This is a genomic window from Caballeronia sp. LZ065 (genome assembly GCF_031450975.1).
GTDB lineage: Bacteria > Pseudomonadota > Gammaproteobacteria > Burkholderiales > Burkholderiaceae > Caballeronia.
The window spans coordinates 2,189,955-2,214,151 of the sequence record NZ_JARUXV010000001.1 but is presented as its reverse complement, the minus strand read 5'-3'; the positions used below and the strand labels follow the sequence as shown (position 1 = coordinate 2,214,151).

General features: G+C 65.1%; 22 protein-coding genes. 12 read left to right on the top strand and 10 right to left on the bottom strand.

Translation table 11 applies throughout. The features are described from left to right. Positions 1–11 precede the first annotated feature (11 nt). From mdcH to QCE63_RS10110, 8 genes are read right to left on the bottom strand one after another with little or no spacing between them, the layout of a single operon-like run. Complete coding sequence (mdcH, locus tag QCE63_RS10145; RefSeq protein ID WP_309832656.1) at positions 12–947, bottom strand: malonate decarboxylase subunit epsilon; 936 nt, start codon at positions 945–947, stop codon at positions 12–14. Beyond that, the gene (locus QCE63_RS10140; protein ID WP_309833761.1) at positions 944–1,573 is read right to left on the bottom strand and encodes a malonate decarboxylase holo-ACP synthase; all 630 of its coding nucleotides are present in this window, start codon (positions 1,571–1,573) and stop codon (positions 944–946) included. Before QCE63_RS10140 ends, mdcH begins: the two co-directional genes overlap by 4 nt. After that, positions 1,573–2,388, bottom strand: a complete 816-nt coding sequence (mdcE, locus tag QCE63_RS10135) for a biotin-independent malonate decarboxylase subunit gamma (protein ID WP_309832655.1) — start codon at positions 2,386–2,388, stop codon at positions 1,573–1,575. The genes QCE63_RS10140 and mdcE overlap by 1 nt, the downstream gene beginning before the upstream one ends. Further along, complete coding sequence (locus QCE63_RS10130; protein WP_309832654.1) at positions 2,385–3,227, bottom strand: biotin-independent malonate decarboxylase subunit beta; 843 nt, start codon at positions 3,225–3,227, stop codon at positions 2,385–2,387. The genes mdcE and QCE63_RS10130 overlap by 4 nt, the downstream gene beginning before the upstream one ends. Then, on the bottom strand, positions 3,224–3,526 hold the full coding sequence (locus tag QCE63_RS10125) for a malonate decarboxylase subunit delta (RefSeq protein WP_309832653.1): 303 nt from the start codon (positions 3,524–3,526) through the stop codon (positions 3,224–3,226). Before QCE63_RS10125 ends, QCE63_RS10130 begins: the two co-directional genes overlap by 4 nt. A gap of 30 nt (positions 3,527–3,556) precedes the next feature. After that, on the bottom strand, positions 3,557–4,423 hold the full coding sequence (locus QCE63_RS10120) for a triphosphoribosyl-dephospho-CoA synthase (RefSeq protein WP_309832652.1): 867 nt from the start codon (positions 4,421–4,423) through the stop codon (positions 3,557–3,559). A 5-nt stretch (positions 4,424–4,428) separates the two neighbouring features. After that, positions 4,429–6,105, bottom strand: a complete 1,677-nt coding sequence (mdcA, locus tag QCE63_RS10115) for a malonate decarboxylase subunit alpha (RefSeq protein ID WP_309832651.1) — start codon at positions 6,103–6,105, stop codon at positions 4,429–4,431. Continuing rightward, entirely contained in the window at positions 6,102–6,881 is a 780-nt protein-coding gene (locus QCE63_RS10110) for a GntR family transcriptional regulator (RefSeq protein WP_309832650.1), read from the bottom strand. The genes mdcA and QCE63_RS10110 overlap by 4 nt, the downstream gene beginning before the upstream one ends. Before the next feature lie 156 nt (positions 6,882–7,037). On the opposite strand from QCE63_RS10110, the gene QCE63_RS10105 reads away from it, so the two are divergent. The 3 genes from QCE63_RS10105 to QCE63_RS10095 all read left to right on the top strand — a co-directional run bounded on the left by QCE63_RS10105 (position 7,038) and on the right by QCE63_RS10095 (position 9,498). Next, positions 7,038–8,351 carry an MFS transporter gene (locus tag QCE63_RS10105; RefSeq protein WP_309832649.1) on the top strand — a complete coding sequence of 438 codons (1,314 nt, stop codon included), beginning with the start codon at positions 7,038–7,040 and terminating at the stop codon, positions 8,349–8,351. Between the two features lie 187 nt (positions 8,352–8,538). Beyond that, the gene (locus tag QCE63_RS10100; protein WP_309832648.1) at positions 8,539–8,877 is read left to right on the top strand and encodes a hypothetical protein; all 339 of its coding nucleotides are present in this window, start codon (positions 8,539–8,541) and stop codon (positions 8,875–8,877) included. Between the two features lie 255 nt (positions 8,878–9,132). After that, positions 9,133–9,498, top strand: a complete 366-nt coding sequence (locus QCE63_RS10095) for a hypothetical protein (protein ID WP_309832647.1) — start codon at positions 9,133–9,135, stop codon at positions 9,496–9,498. A 166-nt stretch (positions 9,499–9,664) separates the two neighbouring features. Here QCE63_RS10095 and fabI read toward each other — a convergent pair whose 3' ends face one another. Beyond that, a complete protein-coding gene (gene fabI / locus QCE63_RS10090) occupies positions 9,665–10,462 on the bottom strand; it encodes an enoyl-ACP reductase FabI (RefSeq protein WP_309832646.1) in 798 nt (265 codons plus the stop codon). A gap of 233 nt (positions 10,463–10,695) precedes the next feature. On the opposite strand from fabI, the gene QCE63_RS10085 reads away from it, so the two are divergent. The 6 genes from QCE63_RS10085 to QCE63_RS10060 all read left to right on the top strand — a co-directional run bounded on the left by QCE63_RS10085 (position 10,696) and on the right by QCE63_RS10060 (position 19,057). Continuing rightward, a complete protein-coding gene (locus QCE63_RS10085) occupies positions 10,696–12,570 on the top strand; it encodes an extracellular solute-binding protein (protein WP_309832645.1) in 1,875 nt (624 codons plus the stop codon). Positions 12,571–12,595: 25 nt separating this feature from the next. Beyond that, positions 12,596–13,639: a microcin C ABC transporter permease YejB gene (locus QCE63_RS10080; RefSeq protein ID WP_309808751.1), complete on the top strand. Its 1,044-nt coding sequence runs from the start codon at positions 12,596–12,598 to the stop codon at positions 13,637–13,639. Position 13,640: 1 nt separating this feature from the next. Continuing rightward, positions 13,641–14,762 carry an ABC transporter permease gene (locus QCE63_RS10075; RefSeq protein WP_309832644.1) on the top strand — a complete coding sequence of 374 codons (1,122 nt, stop codon included), beginning with the start codon at positions 13,641–13,643 and terminating at the stop codon, positions 14,760–14,762. Then, a complete protein-coding gene (locus tag QCE63_RS10070) occupies positions 14,759–16,357 on the top strand; it encodes a dipeptide ABC transporter ATP-binding protein (RefSeq protein ID WP_309832642.1) in 1,599 nt (532 codons plus the stop codon). The genes QCE63_RS10075 and QCE63_RS10070 overlap by 4 nt, the downstream gene beginning before the upstream one ends. Before the next feature lie 146 nt (positions 16,358–16,503). Continuing rightward, entirely contained in the window at positions 16,504–17,160 is a 657-nt protein-coding gene (locus QCE63_RS10065; RefSeq protein ID WP_309832641.1) for a C40 family peptidase, read from the top strand. A 352-nt stretch (positions 17,161–17,512) separates the two neighbouring features. Then, positions 17,513–19,057, top strand: coding sequence for a 2-isopropylmalate synthase (locus QCE63_RS10060; RefSeq protein WP_309832640.1), 1,545 nt, complete (start codon positions 17,513–17,515; stop codon positions 19,055–19,057). 78 nt (positions 19,058–19,135) lie between these two features. Here QCE63_RS10060 and QCE63_RS10055 read toward each other — a convergent pair whose 3' ends face one another. Continuing rightward, positions 19,136–19,651: a hypothetical protein gene (locus tag QCE63_RS10055; protein WP_309832639.1), complete on the bottom strand. Its 516-nt coding sequence runs from the start codon at positions 19,649–19,651 to the stop codon at positions 19,136–19,138. Positions 19,652–19,849: 198 nt separating this feature from the next. Here QCE63_RS10055 and QCE63_RS10050 point away from each other — a divergent pair, with 198 nt between their 5' ends. From QCE63_RS10050 to pnp, 3 genes are all read left to right on the top strand, one after another. Further along, positions 19,850–21,139, top strand: coding sequence for a branched-chain amino acid ABC transporter substrate-binding protein (locus QCE63_RS10050; protein ID WP_309832638.1), 1,290 nt, complete (start codon positions 19,850–19,852; stop codon positions 21,137–21,139). 154 nt (positions 21,140–21,293) lie between these two features. Further along, a complete protein-coding gene (gene rpsO, locus QCE63_RS10045) occupies positions 21,294–21,563 on the top strand; it encodes a 30S ribosomal protein S15 (RefSeq protein WP_309832637.1) in 270 nt (89 codons plus the stop codon). A 346-nt stretch (positions 21,564–21,909) separates the two neighbouring features. After that, positions 21,910–24,072, top strand: a complete 2,163-nt coding sequence (gene pnp / locus QCE63_RS10040; protein WP_309832636.1) for a polyribonucleotide nucleotidyltransferase — start codon at positions 21,910–21,912, stop codon at positions 24,070–24,072. Positions 24,073–24,197: the final 125 nt, after the last annotated feature.

Genomic DNA, 24,197 nt, shown 5'->3' with positions numbered 1-24,197 from the left:
CAGTGTGTCTGTCAGTCCTGCCGCTGACGGCACGCGGCGCGGACGCGCGCGGCGGCGCTCGCGACCGATCCAGCCTCCATCGCGATCGATGCTGCTTCAGGCAGCGCGTCGGCCGCAAGCGACGTGAGCGTGCGGCCCGGCGGCATTTCGACGAACACCTTCATGCCGAGTTCGGACAGCGCGACGGTCGAGTCGTGCCAGCGCACCGGATAACGCAGATTGGTGGCGAGGTCATCGCGGACGGCATCGGCGCTGCGCAGCACACGTGCGCCGCGATTGCCGACATAAGGGATGCGCGGTGCATCGACGCGCACCGTGCGCGCCGCGTCGATCAGGCGTGCGGACGCGTCCTCCATCAGCACGCAATGCGACGGCACGCTGACCGCGAGCCGCTCCGCCTTGCGCGCGCCGCGCATTAGCACGAGGTCACGAAGCATCGAAAGCGCGTCGTCGCTGCCCGACAACACGATCTGGCGCGGCGCGTTCAGATTGCCGATCCACACCGCTGCGCCGCTTTCGTCGATCGCGCGCGTCATCTCGCGCTCGTCGAGTCCGAGCACCGCGAGCATGCCGTATCCGTGCGGACAGGCGTTCTCCATCAGTTGCGCGCGCAGTTGCACGAGCCGGAGCGCAGCGGGGAACTCGATTGCGCCCGCCATGACCGCCGCGCCGTAAGCGCCGACCGAAAGACCCGCCACCGCGTGCGGCGCGATGCCTTCGTCAGCGAGCGCGCGTGCCGCCGCCACGCCCGCGACCACGAGCGTCACCTGAACCGCGACGGTGGAGGCGAGCGCCGTTGCAGTGTCGAGCGTGAGCACATTGAGGCCAAGTGCTTCGGACGCTTCGTCGAGCGTCTTGCGAATGGCCGGATGCGGATCCGCGCCGCCGAGCCGGTGCAGGAAGTCCGGCGTCTGCGCGCCTTGTCCGGGAAACAGATACGCGATCATGACGCGGCCCAAGGATCGTCGACGAGACGCGGGCCTGCGGCGTGACGCAGCATCACGCGCAGCTGCGGGCGCGCGTATTCGGCGAGCGAGAACGCGGCCTCAGGCGTTTCGATCTGCACGTCGATGCGCGCGGCGCAGCGCTGCGCCGCGCGCGAAAGAGCATCGAAGAGCGCGGCGGCGTCGTCGCGCGGCAGCGGCGTATCGGCGCGCACGACGAGGTCGAGATCGCTCGCCGCCGTGACGGTCGGCAGGCAGCTCGCGAGTTCGAAACCCGCGCTGCCGGCCGGTCCCCAACGCAGCGCGCGATCATCAAGCATGCCGGCGATGCTGTGCATCAGCGTGAACGCAGGAAGCTCGCGCCGCGGGGGTTCAGGCTCGCGCGTTTGCAGGTCTTCCGGCGTGAATGTCGCCTCGATCCAGCCAACGTCCATCCACGTGCCAAAGCGCTCGCCGCGCACGCTGCCGCGCACGCCCACCGCCAGCTTTCCCCCGAGCGGCGGCGCGCGCCGCACCACGACGAACGGCGCGCGCGCAAGCGCCGCCTCGACCCAGCCGGGCGCGCCGTCGAACTGCGGCGCGTCCGGCGTGAGCCGCAGCAAGTCGTGCGGACGCGGCGCGTGCTTCATCACGCGTGCCACTGCTCGCGCATGCGGCGACGCACCTCGATCGACGCCGCGCGCGTGCGCTGCGCATCGGCGGAAGCGAGCCGGTTCGAGAGGTCGCGCGGACCGTTGCGCGCATCCCGCACCGCCGCCACCAGCGACATCTGCACGCGCGCGATGTCGGCGGAAGAGGGCGCATCGGCATCAATGCCTTCCAGCAATTCATGCAGCAAACCAAGCTTCGCGTAGGCGCTCATCTTGTAGGACATCGGCAGCACGGTGTCGCCGAGCGCGTCGAGGCTTTCGACGCTGCGCCGCGTGACGCGCGCCGCCGCTTCCTTGCCCATCGCGTGCACGGCGGTGCCGGGCGCATCGAGCGCGACGATGCGGTTGGCCTGATAGCCGTGCGCGAGATACGCACCCGACATCGCCGGCCCGACGATCAGCGCGATCACCGGATGTCCGGCGAGCCGCGCGCTCGCGTAGGCATCGGCGGCGGCCGCGCAGGCGAGATGGACGCCCAGCAGTTCCTCGCGGCGTCCATACGCCTGGCTCTTGACATCAACCACGGCGACGATTGGCCGCTTCATCGGCGCGTCGCGATCGGCATCGATGAGCGCGCGCACGACACGCGCGAGCAGCCAGCCTTGTTCGAGGCCGACGACGTTGTCGGTCGCGCGCGGGAAGCGGTTATGCGGATCGGGCACGACGGCGATGAACGTGGCGCGCGCATCGTCCAGTTGGCCTTCGCGGACGCGCACCGGGCCGCTTTCATCGGGCAATGCGGGTTCGGCGAGCGCGTCGAGCCAGCGTGCGCCGCGTGATCGAGTGTCGGTCATGATGTGCCCCATAGTTGACGCAAGGTATCGGGATCGATGGCGTCCGGATTCACTTCGGCCAGCCGCGCGAGATAGCCGTCGACGTCCTCGCTGCGATGCTTTCGCGGCACGCCGCGTTCGAACGCCGCGAGCACGGCCGCGCGCACCTCGCCGGTGTCGTCCTCGACCAGCGTATCCGCGAGTCCGACGGCCACGCGTTGCTCGCCGCCGATCATCGACCAGATGAGGCGGCGGTCGCCGGAGTCGAGTTCCTCGATACCCGCTTCCTGCTCGATGACTTCCGGCCCGTTCATGCCGAGCCGCCCCTGCCGCGTCATCACGAGTTCGGTACAGAGCGCGGCCGCGAGCGACATGCCGCCGAAGCAGCCCACCATGCCGCCGATCACGCCGACCACCGGCACATGACGCCTGAGCGCGACGATCGCCGCGTGAATTTCGGCGATGACCGCGAGCCCGAGATTCGCTTCCTGCAAGCGCACGCCGCCGGTTTCGAACAGCACGACCGGGCGCACCGGGCGTCCGGCTTCGATTTCGCTCGCCGCCATTTCGAGCGCGGCCGCGATCTTCGCGCCCGACACTTCGCCGATGCTGCCGCCCTGGAACGCGGGCTCGATCGCGGCGATGACGGCCGGCTGGCCGCCGAGGAGGCCGCGCGCGATCACGACGCCGTCATCGGCCTGGCAGACGATGTCCTGCATCGCGAGCCACGGCGATTCGAGCCGGTCGAACGGACCGAGCAGTTCGCGGAAGCTGCCCGGGTCGAGCAGCGCGCGGGCGCGTTCGCGCGCGCCCATTTCGATGAAGCTGTGGCGCGCGAGAAAGGTATCGTGGGCATTCATGGCGCGTCTCCTTCGCTTGCTTCCACCGCTTCGTTGAGGCGCAGCATCACGACGCCGGGCGTCGCGCCGAAGTCGTTCAGTTCGATCTTCGCCGCACCGTCATAACGCTGGAAGAAGCGGTCGAGCACGCTCTTCCACACGTGCCCGTAGCCATCGACGCTTGTGCGGATCACCACTTCCGCCTGCATCGACGAAGAGGGCGACAGCAGCACTTCGAGATCGCCCGAGCCGACCACGCCCACGTGCGCGCGGCGCGCGACAGGCCGTGTGGCGGGATATTCGTATCGCATGTTTTCCATCGTTCGTTCCTCTTTACGTTTCGATGCGCGTCAATCGAGACGCCTGAGACTGTCGAGAAAGAGTGTTGCCGCGAGCAGGTCGGCGGCGCCGCCGGGCGATGCGTTCAGCGCCAGCAGTGCGTCGTCGAGTTGCGCGAGTGCGGCGCGGCCTTCGTCGGTGGCGACGCCGCCGCGCGCCATCACGACGCGCGCGCCGTCCTGCGCCGCCGTAAGCGCGCGCCGGCCGCCGCGATGCAGCAGGCAGGTGTCGTCGAGCGACGCGATGATCGCGAGCAGTGCATCGAGTTGCGCGTCGTTCTCGCAGACACCGCGTGCGCGCGCGGCATCGAGCGCCGGCAGGCCGATCAGCCGTGCATGCGGAAAGCCGTTGCGTGCTTCGCCGCGCGCGCCGGCCACCTGATACCGTGCGCTCGCGCGCGCGCCGTGACTCGCCGACGCCGACGGCGGCGCATAGCGATCCTCATGACACGCGATGGCTGCCGCGGACGCGCAAATGGCCGCGCTGTCGTGCAGCGCATGCAAGGCCGCGCCGGCGCACAACAAGCCGACAATCCAGATCGCGCCGCGATGCGCGTTGCTGCCGCCGGTCGCGTTCATCATCGCGATTTCGCCTTCGCGGCCGATGCGCGCCAGCTGCTCGCGCAGCGCCTGCGATGGCTGCGCCCGCGACGCCGCGCGTGCAATCGCCAGAAAGGTCGGGTGCAGTGCATGCGCGGAACGCAGCATCGTGTCCAAGTCGAGGTCGCGATGCGCGCCGCTGCCGCGTTGATCGACGAGCGCGGGCTTCGGCGTCAGCCGTGCCTCGGCGATCAGCGCATCACGCGCACATGTGGCGATGACCGCCGGTTCGAGTGCAAGCTCGCGGGCTTCTTCATGCAGCAAGGGGAGGGCGTTCATCGCGCTCACCAGCTGCGAAAGCGCGCGGGCGGCGCATACAGGCCACCCGACCACGCGACGAGATCGTCGATGCTGCGCGCTGCGAGCAGCGAGCGCTTCGCTTCGCCGCGCCGCACGCCGAGGTCTTCCGGATACGCGACGATGCCGCGCCGTCTCAACTCGGCCGTCTTCGCGGGATCGGCGCGCATGCCGATGGGCGTCACGCCCGCAACCGCCGCAAGCGCCGCACGCCGTTCATCGAAACCTTCGGCCGCGTGCAGATACGCGATGCCTTCCTCGGTGACGACATGCGTGACATCGTCGCCGTAGATCATCACGGGCGCGATGGGCATGCCGCTCTTCGCACCGACCGCGATGGCATCGAGCGACTCGACGATGGTCGGCTCGCCGCCTTTCTTGTAGGTCTCGGCGGTCTGTACGACGAGCTTGTGGCCGCGCGCGATCTGCGGATTCGGGCCGTCGTTCTTGAGCAGCTTGAGCCAGGCTTCGCTCGAATGGCGCCGGCCGCGCGGATCGTGTCCCATGTTCGGCGCGCCGCCGAAGCCCGCGAGGCGGCCGAGCGTGACGGTCGAGGAATTGGCGTCGGCGTCCATCTGCAAGGTCGAGCCGATGAACAGGTCCACGCCATACTGGCCCGCGAGCTGACAGAACACGCGGTTCGAACGCAGGCTGCCATCGCGTCCGGTGAAGAACACGTCCGGGCGCGCCGCGATGTAATCCTCCATGCCCACTTCGCTGCCGAAGCAATGCACGCTCTGCACCCAGCCGGATTCGATCGCGGGAATCAGCGTCGGATGCGGATTGAGCGCCCAATGCGTGCAGATCTTGCCCTTCAAGCCGAGCGCTTCGCCGTAGGTGGGCAACAGCAGTTCGATCGCCGCGGTATCGAAGCCGATGCCGTGATTGAGCGCCGTCACGCCGTAGCGGTCGTAGATGCCGCGGATCGTCATCATCCCCATCAGGATCTGCAATTCGCCGATATGGCGCGGATCGCGCGTGAAGAGCGGCTCCACGGCAAAGGGCCGGTCGGCCTGCACGACGACATCCACCCACGAGCCGGGAATATCGACGCGCGGCAGTTCATCGACGATCTCGTTCACCTGCGCCACCACAATGCCGTGCCGGAACGCGGCGGCCTCGACGATGGTCGGCGTGTCCTCGGTGTTCGCGCCCGTGTAGAGATTGCCGTGACGGTCGGCCTGTACCGCGCACACCAGCGCAACCTGCGGCGTGAGATCGATGAACATGCGCGCGTACAGCTCGATGTACGTATAGATCGCGCCGATCTCCAGCATGCCGTCCTCGAGCAGTTGCGCCACGCGCAGGCTCTGCGGTCCGGCGAAGGCGAAGTCCACCTTGTGCGCGATCCCTTGCTCGAACAGCGCGAGATGTTCCGGGCGGCTGATGCTTGAAATCAGGAGATGAATGTCGTGCACGCGCGCCGGATCCAGTTTTGCGAACGCGCGCGACAGGAAGTCGGCCTGTTTCTGATTGTTACCTTCCAGCGCCACGCGGTCGCCCGTGACGATCAGCGCGCCCAAGGCATCGACGATATGCGCCGGATCGAGCACCGCGCCGTCCAGCCAGGGCTCGATCAGTTTCAGGCGGCGCGCCTTTTCCTGTGCGCGCGTGTTCCAGTTGCGGCTGTCGCGGGAAGCGTCAGCGGGGAGGGACGAATTCATCGGTCGGCCTTCGGAGTGAGCGTTCGGGAAGAAGCGCGGCGCTTTTTCTTCTTGTGGCTCAGGTGAGCGAGCGCTTGCGCATCGGCGAGAAAGCGGTAGATCAGGTCTCCCGTCGCGAGCAGATGGCGCGCGACCAGCGTCTGCGCCTGTTCGGTATCGCGGGCGGCGAGCGCGGCGAAGATCGCGCGATGCTCGGCATCGGACGCGTCCTTGTGAATCGGCAAGCCGAGCTTCAGGCGCAGATAGCGTTCGCCGCGCCGGTGCATCTGGCCGATCAGTTCCATCAGGCGTGGCCGGTCGGCGGGCGCATAGAGGCTCATGTGGAACTGCTCGTTGCGCACGACATAGAGCGCCGGGTCGGGCTCGCGTTCCGCGGCTTCCAGCAGACCCTGCGCTTCGGTCAGCGTTTCCGGCGTGTGATGCTCGATGGCAATGCCGATCGCCAGACTCTCCAGCGACGCCCGTATCTCGTAGATCTCGCGCGCCTCGTCGGCGGATTGCAGGCTGACGGCCGCGCCGCGATTCGGCTCGATGGTCACCCAGCCCTCGCTTTCGAGCTGGCGGAACGCTTCGCGCACGGGAATCGCGCTGACCGAGAACTGCCGCGCGATGGCGTCCTGGCGCAGCGGCTCGCCCGGCAGCAGCGCGCCCTCGACGATGGCCGAACGCAGCGCATCCGCAATGAAGCGCGACGTGCTCTGGCGCGGTTCGAACTGCGCGTCGCGGAACGACGCGGCAGGCTGGGATCTTCCGGAAGCAGCGAGATCGGTAGGCATGGCTAGGTGAAAGTGCGGACTTGTCGGGGGTCGATGTTGAAATATTATATATAAAAACGCGCACCGGGTTTCGGTGCTTTCCCTAGACGCCATAACAAGATTCCGAATGCGCGCGTCGTTCATCCTCGCTTTGAGTTTCATCGGAGAGACATGGCCATGCCGACAACGCTAGATCGTGAGATAGGCGCGACGCGCGCCGCGAAGACACCGCTCAACCGCTCGCAGATCACGGGCTTCTGGGGCGCCTGGGCCGGCTGGACGCTCGACGGCATGGACTCGTTCATCTATGCGCTCGTGCTCGCGCCCGCGCTCACCGAACTGCTGCCGCGCTCGGGCTATGCCGCGACGCCGGCGAACGTCGGTCTGGCGGGCTCGATCCTGTTCGCGCTGTTCCTGGTGGGATGGGGACTGTCGTTCATCTGGGGCCCGCTCGCGGATCGCTTCGGGCGCACCAAGGTGCTCGCCGCGACCATCTTCACGTTCGCGATCTTCACCGGACTCGCCGCGACCGCGCACAACGTGTGGGAACTCGGCATCTACCGGTTCTTCGCGGGCGTGGGGATCGGCGGGGAATGGGCGCTCGCCGGCACCTACGTCGCCGAGGCCTGGCCGGAAGATCGCCGCAAGATGGGCGCGGGCTATCTGCAAACCGGCTATTACGCGGGCTTCTTCCTCGCGGCCGCGCTGAACTATACGATCGGCGCGGCGTTCGGCTGGCGCGCGATGTTCCTGGTCGGCCTGTTCCCGGTCGTCATCTCGATCCTCGTGTTGCTGCGCGTGAAGGAAACCGACAAGTGGCAACGCGCCGAAACCGCCCAGCCGCATGTGAAGCACGAAAGTGCGCTGAAGGCGATCTTCAACGCGCAATACCGCAAGCGCACGATCGTCGCGGCGGTGCTCCTCACGGTGGCGATCATCGGCTTGTGGGCGGGCGCGGTGTATGAGCCGTCGGCGGTCATCCAGCTGGCGACGAAAGCCGGCATGGACAAGCATGACGCGGCGCGGATGGCGTCGATCGCGACAGGGCTGCTTTCCATCGGTACCATCGTCGGCTGTCTCGCGCTACCGCCGATGGCCGAGAAAATCGGCCGCCGCAAGACGCTCGCGGTGTATTTCATCGGCATGGCGGCGTCGATTGCGCTGGCCTTCGGCTGGGCGTTCTATCTGCCGAACGGGCTGGTGCCGTTCATTGCGCTGCTGGTCGTGCTCGGCTTCTTCGGCGGCAACTTCGCGCTGTTCTCGTTGTGGCTGCCGGAGCAGTTCGAAACCCGCGTGCGCGCGACCGCCTTCGCGTTCTGTACGTCGGTGGGACGTTTCATCGGCGCGATCGTCAACTTCGGCATCGGCGCGATGGTGCTCAACATGAAGACACTCGGCGTGCCGATCGCGCTGACCGGCATCGTCTTCCTGGTCGGACTCGCTGTCATTCCGTTCGCGCCGGAAACGAAAGGGCAGGAACTGCCGAACTGAACGATGTTCGCGTAGGTGTCCAACGGCGGCCTGCTCAATGCAGGACCGCCGTTTTTGCATCTGGGCGCGTTTTCCTTTCGAAAGGTTTCCGGCGGTAATAGGACGTTACCAAGTCAAACACTTGCGTCGGCATCCGTCCGATATAGTCCGGTCAACACTACAAACAAACCGTCGAGGTGGGCTTCACATGAACAAGGTTTTGAAGGCTTCCGCGCTGGCCGGCGCCGTGCTGATCGGTGGCGTGACGATGTCCGGCGCAGCCATGGCAGGGGTGTCCGTCGGCGTGAACATCGGGGTGCCCGCGCCCGTCTATGTCGCGCCCGCGCCGGTTTATGCACCGCCGCCGCCCCCGGTGGTCTACGCGCCGCCCCCGCCGCCCGTGTATGCGCAACCGGCCATCGTGATCGGCTGGCATGGCGACCGTTACTGGGACGGCCGCCGCTACTGGAATCACGACGATTACTACCGCAACCACGGGCATGGATACGGCCACGGCTACGACCACGGCCATCGCGGCTGGCATTGACCGGCTGGGAAGTCCCCGAGGAAGCCACCCCGCGCGGGTGGCTTTTTCATTCTTGTCAATGCTCGAAAGGGGTAATTGCCGTTGGCTGTCTGTTTGAAGGCAATTTCCACCCACGTGCAATGTAACAAAAGGTAAGCTTTCTCCTGACATTACGCCGGGACGCGCAACAACTTACAAAGCTGAAATATTGCATTGAAAGCCTTCCGTTATATTTCCCGGCAAGCGAACAAGCACAACAGCGAGGTCCGTTTGCACATGAAGATCCACTCGAAAACATTCTGGACGGGCGTGATGGCCGTCGCGGCCGTCGGTCTGATGAGCACGCAAGCCGCGCGCGCTGACGTGCATGTCGGCGTGAACGTTGGCATTCCGGCGCCGGTGTATGTCGCGCCCACGCCGGTGTACGCGCCGCCGCCGCCGCCGGTCGTATATCGTCCCGCGCCCGTCTACGCGCCGCCCGTCGTGATCGGCTGGCATGGCAGCCGCTACTGGGACGGCCGTCGCTACTGGAGCCGCAACGATTACTACCGACATCACGGGCATGGTCGCGGGCCGCATCGTGGTCCGCCGCCGGGACATGGCCACGGGCACGGACACGGCGGGCCGCACGGCCGTCATTGAGGGCAGGGCAGGCTGAAGTCGCCACGAGAGTCGCTGCGATCGAGCCTTCAAAGCCAATTCGTTGAAGCAAATGAAAAGCGCCGCTCGACCCACTGAGCGGCGCTTTCGTTTGTGCGCTTTGTATCGGCGCGTCCGTTTGCACGGCACGCCTTGCGAAGAGGACGCGTTACTCCGCGTCGACGCCCATTCCGCCAACCACGGCATGGAAGCCCGCATCGACGTGCACGACTTCCGCGCTTACGCCCGCCGACAAATCCGACAGCAGGAACGCCGCGACATTGCCCACCTGTTCGGTCGTGACATTGCGCTTGAGCGGGGCATTTTCCTCGACGAAGTTCAGGATCTTGCCGAAGCCCTTGATGCCGCTCGCGGCGAGCGTCTTGATCGGGCCAGCCGAGATGGCGTTCACGCGCACGCCCTTGCCGCCCAGCGACGGCGATGCCGCCATGTAGCGCACGCTCGCTTCGAGCGAGGCCTTCGCGAGACCCATCGTGTTGTAGTTCGGCAGCGCGCGTTCGGCGCCGAGATAGGACAGCGTGAGCAGCGACGAGCCGTCTTTCAGCAGCGGCAGCGCGGCCTTGGCGAGCGCCGGGAAGCTGTAGGCGGAGATATCGTGCGCGATGCGGAAGTTCTCGCGCGTCATGCCGTCGAGGAAGTCGCCCGCGATGGCCTCGCGCGGCGCAAAGCCGATGGAATGCACGAGACCGTCGAGCGAGTCCCAGCGTTCCTTGAGCGCACCGAACAGCGCGTCGATTTGCGCGTCGTCGCCGACGTCGCACGGGTAGATCATGTCGCTGCCGAACTCGGCGGCGAATTCGGTGATGCGCTCCTTGAAGCGCTCGCCGACGTAGGTGAACGCGAGTTCGGCGCCTTCGCGCTTGCAGGCCTCGGCGATGCCATAGGCGATCGACCGGTTCGACAGCAGGCCTGTGAGCAGAATCCGTTTTCCAGCGAGAAAGCCCATGAATGCTCCTTCTTTGAAGTCAGTGTCGCGCGCGGGCGGGCAGGCGGGGCCGCGCGCAGTCGCCGGCGGGGACCGCCTTCGGGAGGACCCGATAGAGCAAGCCGGACGGCGCGTGATTTTGGGTAGAATTCTCTCACATCGCAATGCCCCGCCGAGGATTGCTGCGCTTGCGCGGGTTGTCCGGCGAGGCGTTCATCTCCATCACCCAGCGCGCCCAGAGACCACCAAGGCACATGACGACTCGCCCGACGATCCGCTCATCCAGCGTCTTACGCCTGGTTCTATCCGGGTGGCTGGCCGGATCGATTGCACTGGCGGCGAGTCCGGCTTTCGCAGTGCATGCCATCGCGCAATACGGCGAGCCCAAGTACCCGGCGGATTTCAAGCATTTCGACTACGTCAATTCCGACGCCCCGCGCGACGGCACGCTGGTGCTCGCCAATCCGAACCGCCTGACGAGCTTCGACAAGTTCAATCCGTTCACGCTGCGCGGCAATCCGGCGCCGGGTCTGTCGTTGATGTTCGAGAGCCTGACAACAGGTAGCTCCGATGAAGTCGCGACCGCCTACGGCCTGCTTGCCGACGACATCTCGGTGGCGCCCGACGGCATGTCGACTACCTTCCACATCAATCCGAAGGCGCGCTTCTCGAACGGCGACCCGGTCACCGCCGAAGACGTGAAGTTTTCGTTCGAGACGCTGAAGAGCCCGCTCGCCGCGCCGCAGTTCGCGGTGTATTTCGGGCAGATTGCGCGTGCGGTGATCGTCGATCCGCTGACCATCCGCTTCGAATTCAAGGCCGCGACGCGCGAAATGCCGCTGCTTGCGGGCGGCATCCCGGTGTTCTCGCGCAAGTGGGCGATGAAGCCCGACGGCACGCGCGTTCCGTTCGATCAGATCGCGTTCCAGAAGCCAATCGGCAGCGGCCCGTATCTGATCGATCATTACGACAACGGCCGCACCATCTCGTACCGGCGCAATCCGGATTACTGGGGCGCGGCGCTGCCGGTGCGGGTCGGCTTGTTCAACTTCGCGCACATCGACTACAAGCTCTACGGCGATCCCACCGCGCGCCTCGAAGCCTTCAAGGCCGGCGAGTACGACGTGCTGGTCGAGTACATCGCGCGCAGCTGGGTGCGGCGCGACATCGGGAAGCGTTTCGACAACGGCGAACTCATCAAGCGCGAATTCCCGCAGCACAACGGCACCGGCATGCAGGGCTTCTTCATGAACACGCGCCGGCCGCTGTTCAAGGACGTGCGCGTGCGTCAGGCGCTGGATCTCGCGCTCGACTTCGAATGGCTCAACCGGCAACTGTTCTTCAACCAGTATCGGCGTATCGACAGTTTCTTCGTCAACACGGACCTGCAGGCGAAGGGCCTGCCGAGCGAAGGCGAACTGGCCATCCTGAATCCGTTGCAGCCGCAACTCGACCCCTCCGTGTTCGGTCCGATGCCGCGCCAGCCGGACACCGATCCGCCCGGTTCGCTGCGCGCCAATCTCATCAAGGCGCGCGAGTTGCTGGCGCAGGCGGGCTGGACCTATCGCGACGGCGCGCTGCGCAACGCGAAAGGCGAGCCCTTCGTGTTCGAGATCCTCGATGACACGGGCGGCGGCGCGTCGATGGAGCCGGTCGCGGCCGCGTTCGGGCGCAATCTGCAGAAGCTCGGCATCACGATGAACTTCCGCACGGTGGATTACGCGCTGATCCAGAAGCGTCTCGATGCCTTCGACTTCGACATGACGAGCGTGCGCATGCCCGACGTGCAAGTGCCGGGCACGGAACAGGTGTCGCGCTTCGGCAGCCAGTCGGCGAACGAGCCGGGCTCGGACAATCTGGCGGGCGTGAAGTCGCCGGCCGTCGATGCCATCTTGCAGAAGGTGGTGTCCGCGCAAACGCGCGAGCAACTGGTCGACGCCACCCACGCGCTCGATCGCGTACTGATGAACGGCTACTATGTGGTGCCGCATTGGTACTCGGCGACGCATCGCGTGGCATATCGCAACACGCTGGCGTATCCGTCGACCTTGCCGCTGTACTACGGCGCCGAGGAATGGATCATCTCGACGTGGTGGGCGAAGCACGCGCCCGCGGCGTCAACCAAATAGCCGATTAAGCCGAATAGGGCGCGCCATGTGGAGCTACATCCTTAAACGCATTCTGTTGATGATCCCGACGCTGCTCGGCGTGCTGACGCTGACCTTCGTCGTGATCCAGTTCGTGCCGGGCGGGCCGGTCGAGCAGGCGGTGCACGATTTGCGGCGCGGGCAGTCCGAAGGCGGGGGCGGCGGTTTCGGGTTGCGCACGCACACGGGCGTCGATGCACAACAGGTCGAGCAACTGAAGAAGCTCTACGGCTTCGACAAGCCGCCGCTGCAACGCTATGTGCTGATGCTCGGCAAGTTCGCACGCTTCGACCTCGGCGAGAGCTATTTCAGGCATCAGAGCGTGTGGTCGCTGATTGTCTCGAAGCTGCCGGTGTCGATCAGCATCGGCCTGTGGACCTTCTTCATTACATATCTGATATCGGTGCCGCTCGGCATTGCGAAGGCGGTCAGGAACGGCTCGAAGTTCGATGTTGCGACGAGCCTGATCGTGCTGATCGGCTTTGCGATCCCGGGCTTCGTGCTCGGCGTGCTGCTGCTCGTGCTGTTCGGCGGAGGAACGTTCTGGCAACTGTTCCCGCTGCGCAATCTCACCTCCGACAACTGGGCCACGCTGTCGCTCGGCGGCAAGATTCTCGATTACCTGTGGCACATCACGCTGCCGGTGACGGCCTCGGTGGTGGGCAGCTTCGCCATCGTCACGATGCTCACCAAGAACGCCTTCCTCGATGAAATCCGCAAGCAATACGTGCTGACCGCGCGCGCGAAGGGCCTCTCCGAGCGCCGCGTGCTGTGGAAGCACGTGTTCCGCAATGCGCTGCTGCCGTTGATCGTTGGCTTTCCGGCGGCGTTCATCGGCGCGTTCTTCACCGGCAGCCTGCTGATCGAGACGCTGTTCTCCCTCGACGGGCTCGGCCTGCTTTCTTACGAATCCGTCGTGCGCCGCGACTATCCGGTGGTGCTCGGCACGCTCTATCTCTTCACGCTGATCGGCCTCGCGACGAAGCTCATTTCAGACCTGTGCTACGTCTGGGTCGATCCGCGCATTCAATTCGAACAACTGGAGCGCTGATTTGAATCGAGCCGCTTCATCCCGCTCCTCACGGCGCGACGCGCACGGCAGCGACGCCCAGCCGCTCAGCTTCGAAAAGTCCATCCCGCCCGGACGGCGCGTGTGGCAGCGCTTCAAGCGCAACCGGCTGGGCTACTGGAGCCTGGTCGTGTTCGTCGTGGCGTTCGTCATCAGCCTCGCCGGGCCGCTGTGGTCGAACGACAAGCCGCTGGTCGTGCGCTATCAGGGGCATCTCTACTTTCCGCTCGTGAAGACCTACGCGGAGACCACCTTCGGCGGCGACTTTCCCACGCCCGCCGATTATCTCGATCCCTTCGTGCGCGACCGTTTCAGCGCGCCCGGCAACTTCGCGATCTATCCGCCGAATCACTACTACTACGACACGCTCAACTACTTCTCGAAGGGCTCGAATCCGGCGCCGCCGTCGCGCGAGAACTGGCTCGGCACCGACGACCGCGGACGTGACGTGTTCGCGCGGCTCGTGTACGGCTTTCGCGTGTCGGTGCTGTTCGCGCTCGTGCTGACGGCGATCGGCACGCTGCTGGGCGTCGTCGCGGGCGCGGTGCAGGGGTATTTCGGCGGGCGGATCGACATCACGGGGCAGCGGCTCATCGAAGTCTGGAGCGCGTTGCCCGAGCTTTACCTGCTCATCATCTTCGCGTCGATCTTCGAGCCTAGTCTGATCCTGCTGATCATCCTGCTCTCGCTGTTCGGGTGGATCGGCCTGTCGGACTATGTGCGCGCCGAGTTCCTGCGCAATCGCACGCAGGATTACGTGCGCGCCGCCCGCGCGATGGGCCTCTCGAACTGGCAGATCATCTGGCGTCACGTCTTGCCGAACAGTCTCACGCCGGTCATCACGTTCCTGCCGTTCCGCATGAGCGGCGCCATTCTCGCGCTGACGAGCCTCGACTTTCTCGGGCTGGGCGTGCCGTCGCCGACGCCGTCGCTTGGTGAGCTGCTCGCGCAAGGCAAAGCCAATCTCGATGCCTGGTGGATCTCACTGTCCACCTTCGGCGTGCTGGTCGCGACGCTGCTCTTGCTGACCTTCATGGGCGACGCGCTGCGCAACGCGCTCGACACGCGTATCGCGGATGCCGTGAAAGCCGGAGGCGGGCAGTGAACGAACCACTGTTGTCCATTGCAGACCTGCGCGTACGTTTCGGCGACACGCTGGCCGTCGACGGCGTCAATCTCGACATCCATGCGGGCGAACGCGTGGCGCTGGTCGGCGAATCGGGTTCGGGCAAAAGCGTCACGGCGCTGTCCATCCTGCGCCTGCTGCGCGAAGCCGAGTTGTCCGGCTCGATCCGCTTTGCCGGCGAGGAACTGCTCGACAAGAGCGAGCGCGCGATGCGCGGCCTGCGCGGTTCCGACATCGCAATGATCTTCCAGGAGCCGATGACGGCGCTCAATCCGCTCTACACGGTGGGCGACCAGATCGGCGAGACGATCCAGCTGCACGACGGCATCACGCCACGCGAGGCGCGCCGCCGTGCGATCGCACTGCTCGCGCGCACCGGCATCACGGAGCCCGAACGGCGCGTGGACAGCTATCCGCATCAGTTGTCGGGCGGCCAGCGCCAGCGGGTGATGATCGCGATGGCGCTCGCGTGCCGTCCGCGCCTCCTGCTCGCCGACGAACCCACGACCGCGCTCGACGTGACGATCCGCGCGCAGATCGTCGAACTGCTGCTCGAACTGCAACGCGACGAAGCCCAGCAGCGCGGCATGGCGGTGCTGCTGATCACGCACGACCTGAATCTTGTCAAGCGCTTCGCGGAGCGCGTCGCGGTGATGGAGAAGGGCGTGCTGGTCGAAAGCGGCACAGTGGAATCGATCTTCGACTCGCCGCAGCATCCGTACACCCAGCGGCTGCTGGCCAGCAAGCCGAAGCGCAGCGTGCTGCCGGTGCTGCCGATCGCGCCGGTCCTGCTCGACGCGAAGAACGTCTCCGTCGATTACCCGACGCGCCTGCCGGGCTTCCAGGGCTGGCTCCGGCGCGGCCGCTTCAAGGCCGTCGACGACGTCACGCTGACGGTGCGGCAGGGCGAAACGCTCGGGATCGTCGGGGAATCCGGCTCGGGCAAGTCCACGCTGGCGATGGCGCTGCTCGGCCTGCAGCGCATCTCGCACGGCGCGGTGCAGTTCCAGGGCCGCGCGCTCAGTGAGTTCCGCGGTCGCGAGCAGACCGCGCTGCGCTCGAATCTGCAAGTGGTGTTTCAGGATCCGTTCAGTTCGCTGTCGCCGCGGCAGACGGTCGAGCGGATCGTCGGCGAGGGTTTGGCGCTGCATCGGCCGGAACTGGACGCCGCCGCGCGCCGGGCGCGGGTCGTGGCGGTGTTGCGGGAAGTCGGCATGGAGCGCTCGGCGCTCACGCGTTATCCACACGAGTTCTCGGGCGGTCAGCGGCAGCGCATTGCAATCGCCCGCGCGCTGGTGCTCGAACCGAGCATCCTGATCCTCGACGAACCCACCAGCGCGCTCGATGTGTCGATCCAGACTCAAGTTCTGACGCTGCTCGCCGACATTCAGAAGAAGCACAACCTGGGATACGTCTTTATTAGCCACGACCTACAGGTGATCGGCGCGATGGCACATCGCGTCGCGGTGATGCGAAATGGTTTTATCGTGGAGTCGGGGGAGGTAGAGAAGATTTTTTCGAACCCCTCCGACGAATACACGCGAAAGCTTCTGAGTGCAGCCCTCGAATCCTAAAATCTTTCTTTTTCACCAATTGGGTGCTCGTCTCAATTGTATTTTTCTATTTCTTTTGACAGGTAAATACTTTGTGGCTAGTATCCTTCCAAACTTTCTGCTATCTCCCTGATTTAACAGCTTTTAATTGTAAAACCTACCGACCGATGCAGCCACTAACGTTGACTCAGACATGCGCGCGCGCCGCCGCGGGCATGTTGATCGGCCTCCTGATGACAGCAACTTCCGGCGCGTTCGCCGACGAAGTCAGCAGTAGCAGCCAGAATGCCACCACCGGCATTTTCTCCTCCAGATCCACCGATACCGCCAGTACCGACGCCACCAGCAGCCAGAGCGGCGCAAAGTCGTTTTTGTCGGGCATGGCGAGCAAGGCGGGCGACGTCGTCGTCGGCGCGCTCAACATGATCGGCGTGCGTTATCGCTGGGGTGGCAATTCTCCGGATTCCGGTCTCGATTGCAGCGGCTTCGTGCGTTACGTGTTTCAGGACACGCTCGGCATGACGCTCCCGCGCCGCGCCGAGGAAATGAGCCGCGTCGGCGAGAAGGTCCGGGTGTCGGATCTGAAGCCTGGCGACCTCGTGTTCTTCAACACGATGCGCCGCTCGTTTTCGCACGTGGGCATCTATATCGGCGACAACAAGTTCGTGCATTCGCCGTCCACCGGCAGCACGATCCGCGTCGACGACATGGAAGACGGCTACTGGGAGAAGCGTTTCCAGGGCGCGCGCCGGATTGACAACGCGCAAGTCGGCGACGGTTCCGAATTGCGCCAGCGCGTGAGCGCGAGCGTCGGCGGATACTGATTGCCGTTGTGAAGGAAAATCGAAAGCCTGCCTCCTGACCGGACGCAGGCTTTTTTGTTTTAGCGCTCGTGTGATGGCGCGAGCGGAACGCCTCATTGCACGAGCCTCGGAAAGCCGTTATAGTTTTTGAATGCGTTTTTTCCTGTTCCCCTTCCTGTCGGTCCAAGCTGGTGCGTCGCTACGCGCACTATCGCTACTAGCGCGCCTACCGCGCTAATCTTTCTCGCCTCCCGTCTGCTCGTCCTGTCAGGTTTTCGACGCCAGCGGTGGCGCGAACACCCGAATTCCCTTTTGCATTTCCGCGCGTCATTTCCAACACTTAAACAATCCAATCTCCCCACTGGAGCCCAACATGGCAGCAGACAAGTTGATCATCTTCGACACCACCTTGCGTGATGGCGAGCAGTCCCCCGGCGCGTCGATGACGAAGGAAGAGAAGATCCGCATCGCGAAGCAGCTGGAGCGCATGAAGGTGGACATCATCGAAGCGGGCTTTGCTGCCAGCTCGAACGGCGATTTCGACGCCATCCACACCATCGCCTCTCTCGTGAAGGACAGCACGGTCTGCTCGCTGGCCCGGGCGAACGACAAGGACATCCAGCGCGCCGCCGACGCCCTCAAGCCGGCCGGCCAGTTCCGCATTCACACGTTCATTGCCACGTCGGCGCTGCACATGGAGAAGAAGCTGCGCATGACGCCGGAGCAGGTCTACGACCAGGCGCGTCTTGCCGTACGTTTCGCCCGCAAGTTCACCGACGACGTCGAGTTCTCGCCGGAAGACGGCAGCCGTTCGGACATCGACTATCTCTGCCGCGTCCTCGAAGCGGTCATCGATGAAGGCGCACGCACCATCAATATTGCGGATACGGTCGGTTACGGCGTGCCTGAGCTCTACGGCAACCTCGTCAAGACGCTGCGCGAGCGCGTGCCCAATTCCGACAAGGCTGTCTGGTCGGTGCACTGCCATGACGACCTCGGCATGGCCGTCGCGAATTCGCTGGCCGGCGTGCAGATCGGCGGCGCGCGTCAGGTGGAATGCACGATCAACGGTCTCGGCGAGCGCGCGGGCAATACGTCGCTCGAAGAGATCGTGATGTCGATCAAGACGCGCAAGGACTATTTCGGTCTGGATGTCGGCATCGACACGTCGCAGATCGTGCCGACTTCGAAGCTCGTTTCGCAGATCACCGGCTTCGTCGTGCAGCCGAACAAGGCGGTGGTCGGCGCGAACGCGTTCGCGCACGCGTCGGGCATTCACCAGGACGGCGTGCTGAAGGCGCGCGACACTTACGAAATCATGCGCGCGGAAGACGTGGGCTGGGCCGCGAACAAGATCGTGCTCGGCAAGCTCTCGGGTCGCAATGCGTTCAAGCAGCGTCTCGAAGAACTGGGCGTGCAGCTGGAGTCCGAAGGCGAAGTGAACGCCGCGTTCGCGCGCTTCAAGGAACTCGCCGACCGCAAGTCCGAGATCTTCGACGAAGACATCATGCAGATCGTCTCCGAGGAATCCGCCGAGGCGCAGGCGAAAGAGCACTTCCGCTTCGTGTCGCTGAAGCAGCATTCAGAGACGGGCGAGCAACCGCAGGCCAAGGTCGTGTTCGCGGTGGAAGGCGCCGAGGTCACGGGCGAAGCGCGCGGCAACGGTCCGGTGGACGCGACGCTGCACGCGATCGAATCGAAGGTCGACAGCGGCGCGGAACTCGTCCTCTATTCGGTCAACGCCATTACCACCGGCACGCAGGCACAAGGCGAAGTGACGGTGCGTCTGTCGAAGAGCGGGCGTATCGTGAACGGCGTGGGCACCGATCCGGATATCGTCGCGGCGTCGGCGAAGGCTTATCTGGCTGCGTTGAACAAGCTGCACTCGAAGGTCGAGAAGCTCAACCCGCAGCTCTGATTCCGGCGCTTCATGCGGACATGAAAAAGCCCTCGCGAGAGGGCTTTTCTTTTGCGCTGGAAGATGGAAGGCCGGCCATCAGAACATGTTGCGCCGGTCCGGATCGTGCAGCGGATCAGGCGTCTTCTGCGTCATGCGCAGGATGCCCTGATCGTCGAAATAGAAGTTGTACATCAGGTACCAGATGTTCGCCTCCATGTAGCGATACGTCCAGACCTGGCGTTTCATCAACGGGAAGTACGAGGTTTCGACCGGCCGGCCGAAATTCACCAGCACGTCCGCCTTCGTCCACGTGCCGATCTGCGCCTTGTAGAACTCGTTCTCGTCGAGCACCTGGCGCACGCTGACGATTTTCCCCGAGCTGTCGATATCGGCGGCCGTGGTGAATTCGCCGAGCGGCTGCGTCGGCCACATCAGGCGCTTGCCGCCGCTGGGGAGGTCATAGACTTCGCGCGGCGGGCCGAGGCGCGCGGTGATCGTCGATGCATCCGCGCCCGCCTGATAGTTCTGCCACGGTTGGGCGCAGGCGGACAGCAGAAGCGCGGCGCCCGCGCCCGCCAACAGGGCGCGCAGGCGGAAGAGGGGATACGGCATGGCAAGCCTCCGGCATGTGGAGATCCTCGTGATGGCGAGGATCGTTCATTCGATCTTTTCCGTAATTCTGACATGCGCGGACGCCGAATCATGCTCCGCGACGCTGCGGCATCCGGGCGGAACTGTCGGCAATGACGCACTTGCGCGGCGTCGGCGTGGCGGCCTATGATCCGCGCTTTCAGCAAATCGGCGGCAGGCATGAAGAATCGAATCGGCGCGCGCGGGGCGCGATGGCTGTGCGTGGCGGCTTGGGCGTGGGTGTTCGGCGTGCAGGCGGCAAGCGCCGCCGGCCCAACGCCGATCAAGCTCGCGATGATCGAGGGCATGTCGGGCCCGTTTGCCAACGCGGGCGCGATGGTCGAGCGTAACCTGCAGTTCGGCGTCGAGCGCGTGAACGCGCAGGGCGGCGTCAAGCTCCCCGACGGCCGGCATCCGCTGGAACTGGTCGTGCTCGACGGCAAGGGCGGCAGCGAAGCGAGCCTCGTGCAGCTGCGCGCGGCGATTGACGACGGCGTCGGCTTCGTGATGCAGGGCAACAGCTCGGCGGTGGCGGCCGCGCTGGTGGCGGCGATCGACCGACAGAACGCGCGCGATCCGCAGCATCGCGTGCTGTTCCTCAACTATTCCGCCGACGACCCCGCGCTCACCAACGACGCCTGCAGTTTCTGGCATTTCCGTTTCGATGCCCACGCCGGCATGCGCATGGACGCGCTCGCGGACGCGCTGAAGGACGATCGCGCGGTCAAGAAGGTGTATCTGCTGAACCAGGATTACAGCTTCGGTCACGACGTGAGCCGCGAGGCGCAGCGCGCGTTGAAAGAGCGCCGGCCGGACATCGCGATTGCGGGCGACGAGTTTCATCCGATCGGCCGCGTCAAGGATTTCGCGCCCTACATCGCGAAAATCCGCGCGAGCGGCGCGGACGCGGTCGTCACTGGCAACTGGGGCAACGATCTCACGCTGCTCGTGAAGGCCGCGCGCGAACAAGGCCTCGACACGAAGTTCTACACTTTCTACGGAAATAGCCTGGGCGCGCCGGCCGCGCTCGGCGACGCCGGCGTGAAGCGCGTGATTGCCGTGGCGGACTGGCATCCGAACGTGGGCGGCGCGGCATCGGATGCGTACTACCGCGCGTTTCGCGCCCGCTATCCCGCGGCCGCCGACGACTATCTGGTGGCGCGCATGCCGCTGATGGTCGAAATGCTCGCCGCCGCGATGACACGCGCGGGCAGCGCGGATCCTTTGGCGGTGGCGCGTGCGCTGGAAGGCATGAAGTTCGACGGCGAGGGTTTCCATCCGTCGACGATGCGCGCCGCTGATCACCAACTGATCCAGCCCCTGTATGTCATGGAGATGGACCGCGCCGGCACGGCGGGCGTGAAGCTGGACAACGAAGGCTCGGGCTATGGCTTCCGGACACTGCTTGCCATCTCCGCTGACAAGACGGTCCAGCCGACCACTTGCAGGATGACGCGCCCGGACCGGTGAGGGTCGTGGGCGGCGTGCGCCTGTGCTATACTCCGCGCTTCGTCTTCAGCCGGCAGATCTGTCTGAAGCGAAGCAAGAAGCGAAACATGAAACCTGTAACCCCACGGCACGGCCTTTCTTCCGTGACCGCCTGTCTGTATCAAAGGAAAAGCAAATGCCCGTAGCAGAAATCAAGAAGTCCGACATCGTCGCTGAATACGCGCGCGGCGCCAACGACACCGGCTCCCCCGAAGTGCAAGTCGCACTGCTCACGAGCCGCATCAACGAACTCACTTCCCACTTCAAGTCGCACTCGAAGGATCACCACAGCCGCCGCGGTCTGCTGCGCATGGTGAGCCGTCGCCGCAAGCTGCTCGACTACTTGAAGGGCAAGGACGCGGACCGCTACCGCTCGCTGATCGAGAAGCTGGGTCTGCGCAAGTAATTGGCGCATATGTGGCTTCATAGCCGCCTTTGAAACAGAGTGCCTGTGTCAGTCCGCTGATACAGGCACTTTGTTTTTGTACGGTCCGGCGATGAAGTGGTGTGCGATCGCTTAACCGCGCTCGATACGTTCAGTTTGGTGATTTCGGCAGTACACATGCTTTACCCGGATGCTCCATCCGGTTCGACACCCGGTCCGGCCTCGCGGCAGAGCTTTGTGTCATTCCAGCGCGGCACGCCGCGCTTCGTTCGCGCGACGTACCGCGCTGGAATGGCATAACACACCTCTTCGCGCGGCTTGGGATCGTCCCGCCAGCGTCGAGGGACGCTGGCGCAACGTATAAGGAGTGGAAATGTTCAATAAGATCGTCAAGGAATTCAAGTGGGGCCAGCATAACGTCCGTCTCGAAACGGGCGAGATCGCCCGTCAGGCTGGCGGCGCGGTGATCGTCGACGTCGAAGACACCGTGGTGCTGGCCACCGTCGTCGGCGCGAAGAGCGCCAAGCCGGGTCAGGACTTCTTCCCGCTGACCGTCGATTACCTCGAAAAGACCTACGCCGCCGGCAAGATCCCGGGCGGCTTCTTCCGTCGCGAAGGCCGTCCGTCGGAAGGCGAAACGCTGATTTCGCGCCTGATCGACCGTCCGCTGCGCCCGCTCTTCCCGGAAGGTTTCTATAACGAAGTGCAGGTCGTGATCCACGTCCTGTCGCTGAACCCGGAAGTTCCCGCCGACATCCCCGCGCTGATCGGCGCCTCCGCCGCGCTCGCCGTGTCGGGTCTGCCGTTCAACGGTCCGGTCGGCGCCGCGCGCGTCGCCTACATCAACAACGAGTACGTGCTGAACCCGACGCGTCCGCAGATGAAGGAATCGGCGCTGGATCTGGTGGTCGCGGGCACGGAACGCGCGGTGCTGATGGTCGAATCCGAAGCGAAGCAGCTGTCCGAGGAAGTCATGCTCGGCGCAGTCGTGTTCGGTCACGAGCAGATGCAGACGGCCATCGACGCCATTCATGAACTCGTGCGCGAAGGCGGCAAGCCGGAGTGGGACTGGGCGCCGGCGCCGAAGAACGAAGCGCTGATCGCGCGCGTCACCGAAGTCGCGAAGCCGGAACTCGAAGCCGCTTACCAGCTGCGCGACAAGTCGGCGCGTTCGGCCAAGCTGAAGGAAGTGTACGCAGCGACCTCGGCCAAGCTGGAGCAAGACGCCGCCGCGAGCGGCACGGTGGCCGCCGACAAGGCGACCGTCGGCAACGTCCTGTTCGACATCGAAGCGAAGATCGTCCGCACGCAGATCCTGAACGGCGAGCCGCGTATCGACGGCCGCGACACGCGCACTGTCCGTCCGATCGAAATCCGCACGGGCGTCCTGCCGCGCACGCACGGCTCGGCGCTGTTCACGCGCGGCGAGACGCAGGCGCTGGTCGTCGCGACGCTCGGCACGAAGGGCGACGAGCAGAACATCGACGCGCTCGAAGGCGAATATCGCGAGCGCTTCATGCTCCACTACAACATGCCGCCGTTCGCGACGGGCGAAACGGGCCGCGTCGGCTCGCCGAAGCGCCGTGAAATCGGCCATGGCCGTCTGGCCAAGCGCGCGCTGGTCGCGTGCCTGCCGGGTCCGGACGAGTTCGGCTATTCGATCCGCGTGGTGTCGGAAATCACGGAATCGAATGGTTCGTCGTCGATGGCTTCGGTGTGCGGTGGCTGTCTCGCGCTGATGGACGCCGGCGTGCCGATGAAGGCGCACGTCGCGGGCATCGCGATGGGCCTGATCCTCGAGGACAACAAGTTTGCGGTGCTGACCGACATCCTCGGCGACGAAGATCACCTCGGCGACATGGACTTCAAGGTGGCCGGCACGGCGCAAGGCGTGACCGCGCTGCAGATGGACATCAAGATCCAGGGCATCACGAAGGAAATCATGCAGGTTGCGCTCGCGCAGGCGAAGGAAGGCCGCATGCACATCCTCGGCAAGATGACCGCGGCAGTGCCGAGCACGAACACGGAACTGTCGGACTACGCGCCGCGCATGATCACCATCAAGATCAATCCGGAGAAGATCCGCGACGTGATCGGCAAGGGCGGTTCGGTGATCCGCGCGCTGACGGAAGAAACCGGCACGACCATCGACATTTCGGACGACGGCGTCGTGACCATCGCGAGCACGAGCTCGGAAGGCATGGCCGAGGCGAAGAAGCGCATCGAGAACATCACGGCCGAAGTGGAAGTCGGCCAGGTCTACGAAGGCCCGGTGCTCAAGCTGCTCGACTTCGGCGCGATCGTGAACATCCTGCCGGGCAAGGACGGTCTGCTGCATATCTCGGAGATCGTCAACGAGCGCGTGAAGGACATCAACGACTATCTGAAGGAAGGCCAGGTCGTGAAGGTCAAGGTCATCCAGACGGACGAGAAGGGCCGCGTGCGCCTGTCGGCGAAGGCTTTGCTGAACGAAGCCGCGCAACCGGCCCAACCTGCCCAACCCGCGGAACCGACGCAGCCGCAGCAGTAATGCGGTAATGTGTTGACGGCCGGCCGCTAGCGCGAGCCGGCCGTTTTCTTGTCTGACGCGTGTCCGTGGCATGAGAGCGGACGCGTCGTCGGACCGGATCACCGTGTGACGTGCGAGTCCGGGAG

Excerpts from the sequence above, each read along its gene's own strand:
- mdcH (WP_309832656.1), bottom strand. The coding sequence starts at position 947 with ATGATCGCGTATCTGTTTCCCGGACAAGGCGCGCAGACGCCGGACTTC.
- QCE63_RS10140 (WP_309833761.1), bottom strand. The coding sequence starts at position 1,573 with ATGAAGCACGCGCCGCGTCCGCACGACTTGCTGCGGCTCACGCCGGAC.
- mdcE (WP_309832655.1), bottom strand. The coding sequence starts at position 2,388 with ATGACCGACACTCGATCACGCGGCGCACGCTGGCTCGACGCGCTCGCC.
- QCE63_RS10130 (WP_309832654.1), bottom strand. The coding sequence starts at position 3,227 with ATGAATGCCCACGATACCTTTCTCGCGCGCCACAGCTTCATCGAAATG.
- QCE63_RS10125 (WP_309832653.1), bottom strand. The coding sequence starts at position 3,526 with ATGGAAAACATGCGATACGAATATCCCGCCACACGGCCTGTCGCGCGC.
- QCE63_RS10120 (WP_309832652.1), bottom strand. The coding sequence starts at position 4,423 with ATGAACGCCCTCCCCTTGCTGCATGAAGAAGCCCGCGAGCTTGCACTC.
- mdcA (WP_309832651.1), bottom strand. The coding sequence starts at position 6,105 with ATGAATTCGTCCCTCCCCGCTGACGCTTCCCGCGACAGCCGCAACTGG.
- QCE63_RS10110 (WP_309832650.1), bottom strand. The coding sequence starts at position 6,881 with ATGCCTACCGATCTCGCTGCTTCCGGAAGATCCCAGCCTGCCGCGTCG.
- QCE63_RS10105 (WP_309832649.1), top strand. The coding sequence starts at position 7,038 with ATGCCGACAACGCTAGATCGTGAGATAGGCGCGACGCGCGCCGCGAAG.
- QCE63_RS10100 (WP_309832648.1), top strand. The coding sequence starts at position 8,539 with ATGAACAAGGTTTTGAAGGCTTCCGCGCTGGCCGGCGCCGTGCTGATC.
- QCE63_RS10095 (WP_309832647.1), top strand. The coding sequence starts at position 9,133 with ATGAAGATCCACTCGAAAACATTCTGGACGGGCGTGATGGCCGTCGCG.
- fabI (WP_309832646.1), bottom strand. The coding sequence starts at position 10,462 with ATGGGCTTTCTCGCTGGAAAACGGATTCTGCTCACAGGCCTGCTGTCG.
- QCE63_RS10085 (WP_309832645.1), top strand. The coding sequence starts at position 10,696 with ATGACGACTCGCCCGACGATCCGCTCATCCAGCGTCTTACGCCTGGTT.
- QCE63_RS10080 (WP_309808751.1), top strand. The coding sequence starts at position 12,596 with ATGTGGAGCTACATCCTTAAACGCATTCTGTTGATGATCCCGACGCTG.
- QCE63_RS10065 (WP_309832641.1), top strand. The coding sequence starts at position 16,504 with ATGCAGCCACTAACGTTGACTCAGACATGCGCGCGCGCCGCCGCGGGC.
- QCE63_RS10060 (WP_309832640.1), top strand. The coding sequence starts at position 17,513 with ATGGCAGCAGACAAGTTGATCATCTTCGACACCACCTTGCGTGATGGC.
- QCE63_RS10055 (WP_309832639.1), bottom strand. The coding sequence starts at position 19,651 with ATGCCGTATCCCCTCTTCCGCCTGCGCGCCCTGTTGGCGGGCGCGGGC.
- QCE63_RS10050 (WP_309832638.1), top strand. The coding sequence starts at position 19,850 with ATGAAGAATCGAATCGGCGCGCGCGGGGCGCGATGGCTGTGCGTGGCG.
- rpsO (WP_309832637.1), top strand. The coding sequence starts at position 21,294 with ATGCCCGTAGCAGAAATCAAGAAGTCCGACATCGTCGCTGAATACGCG.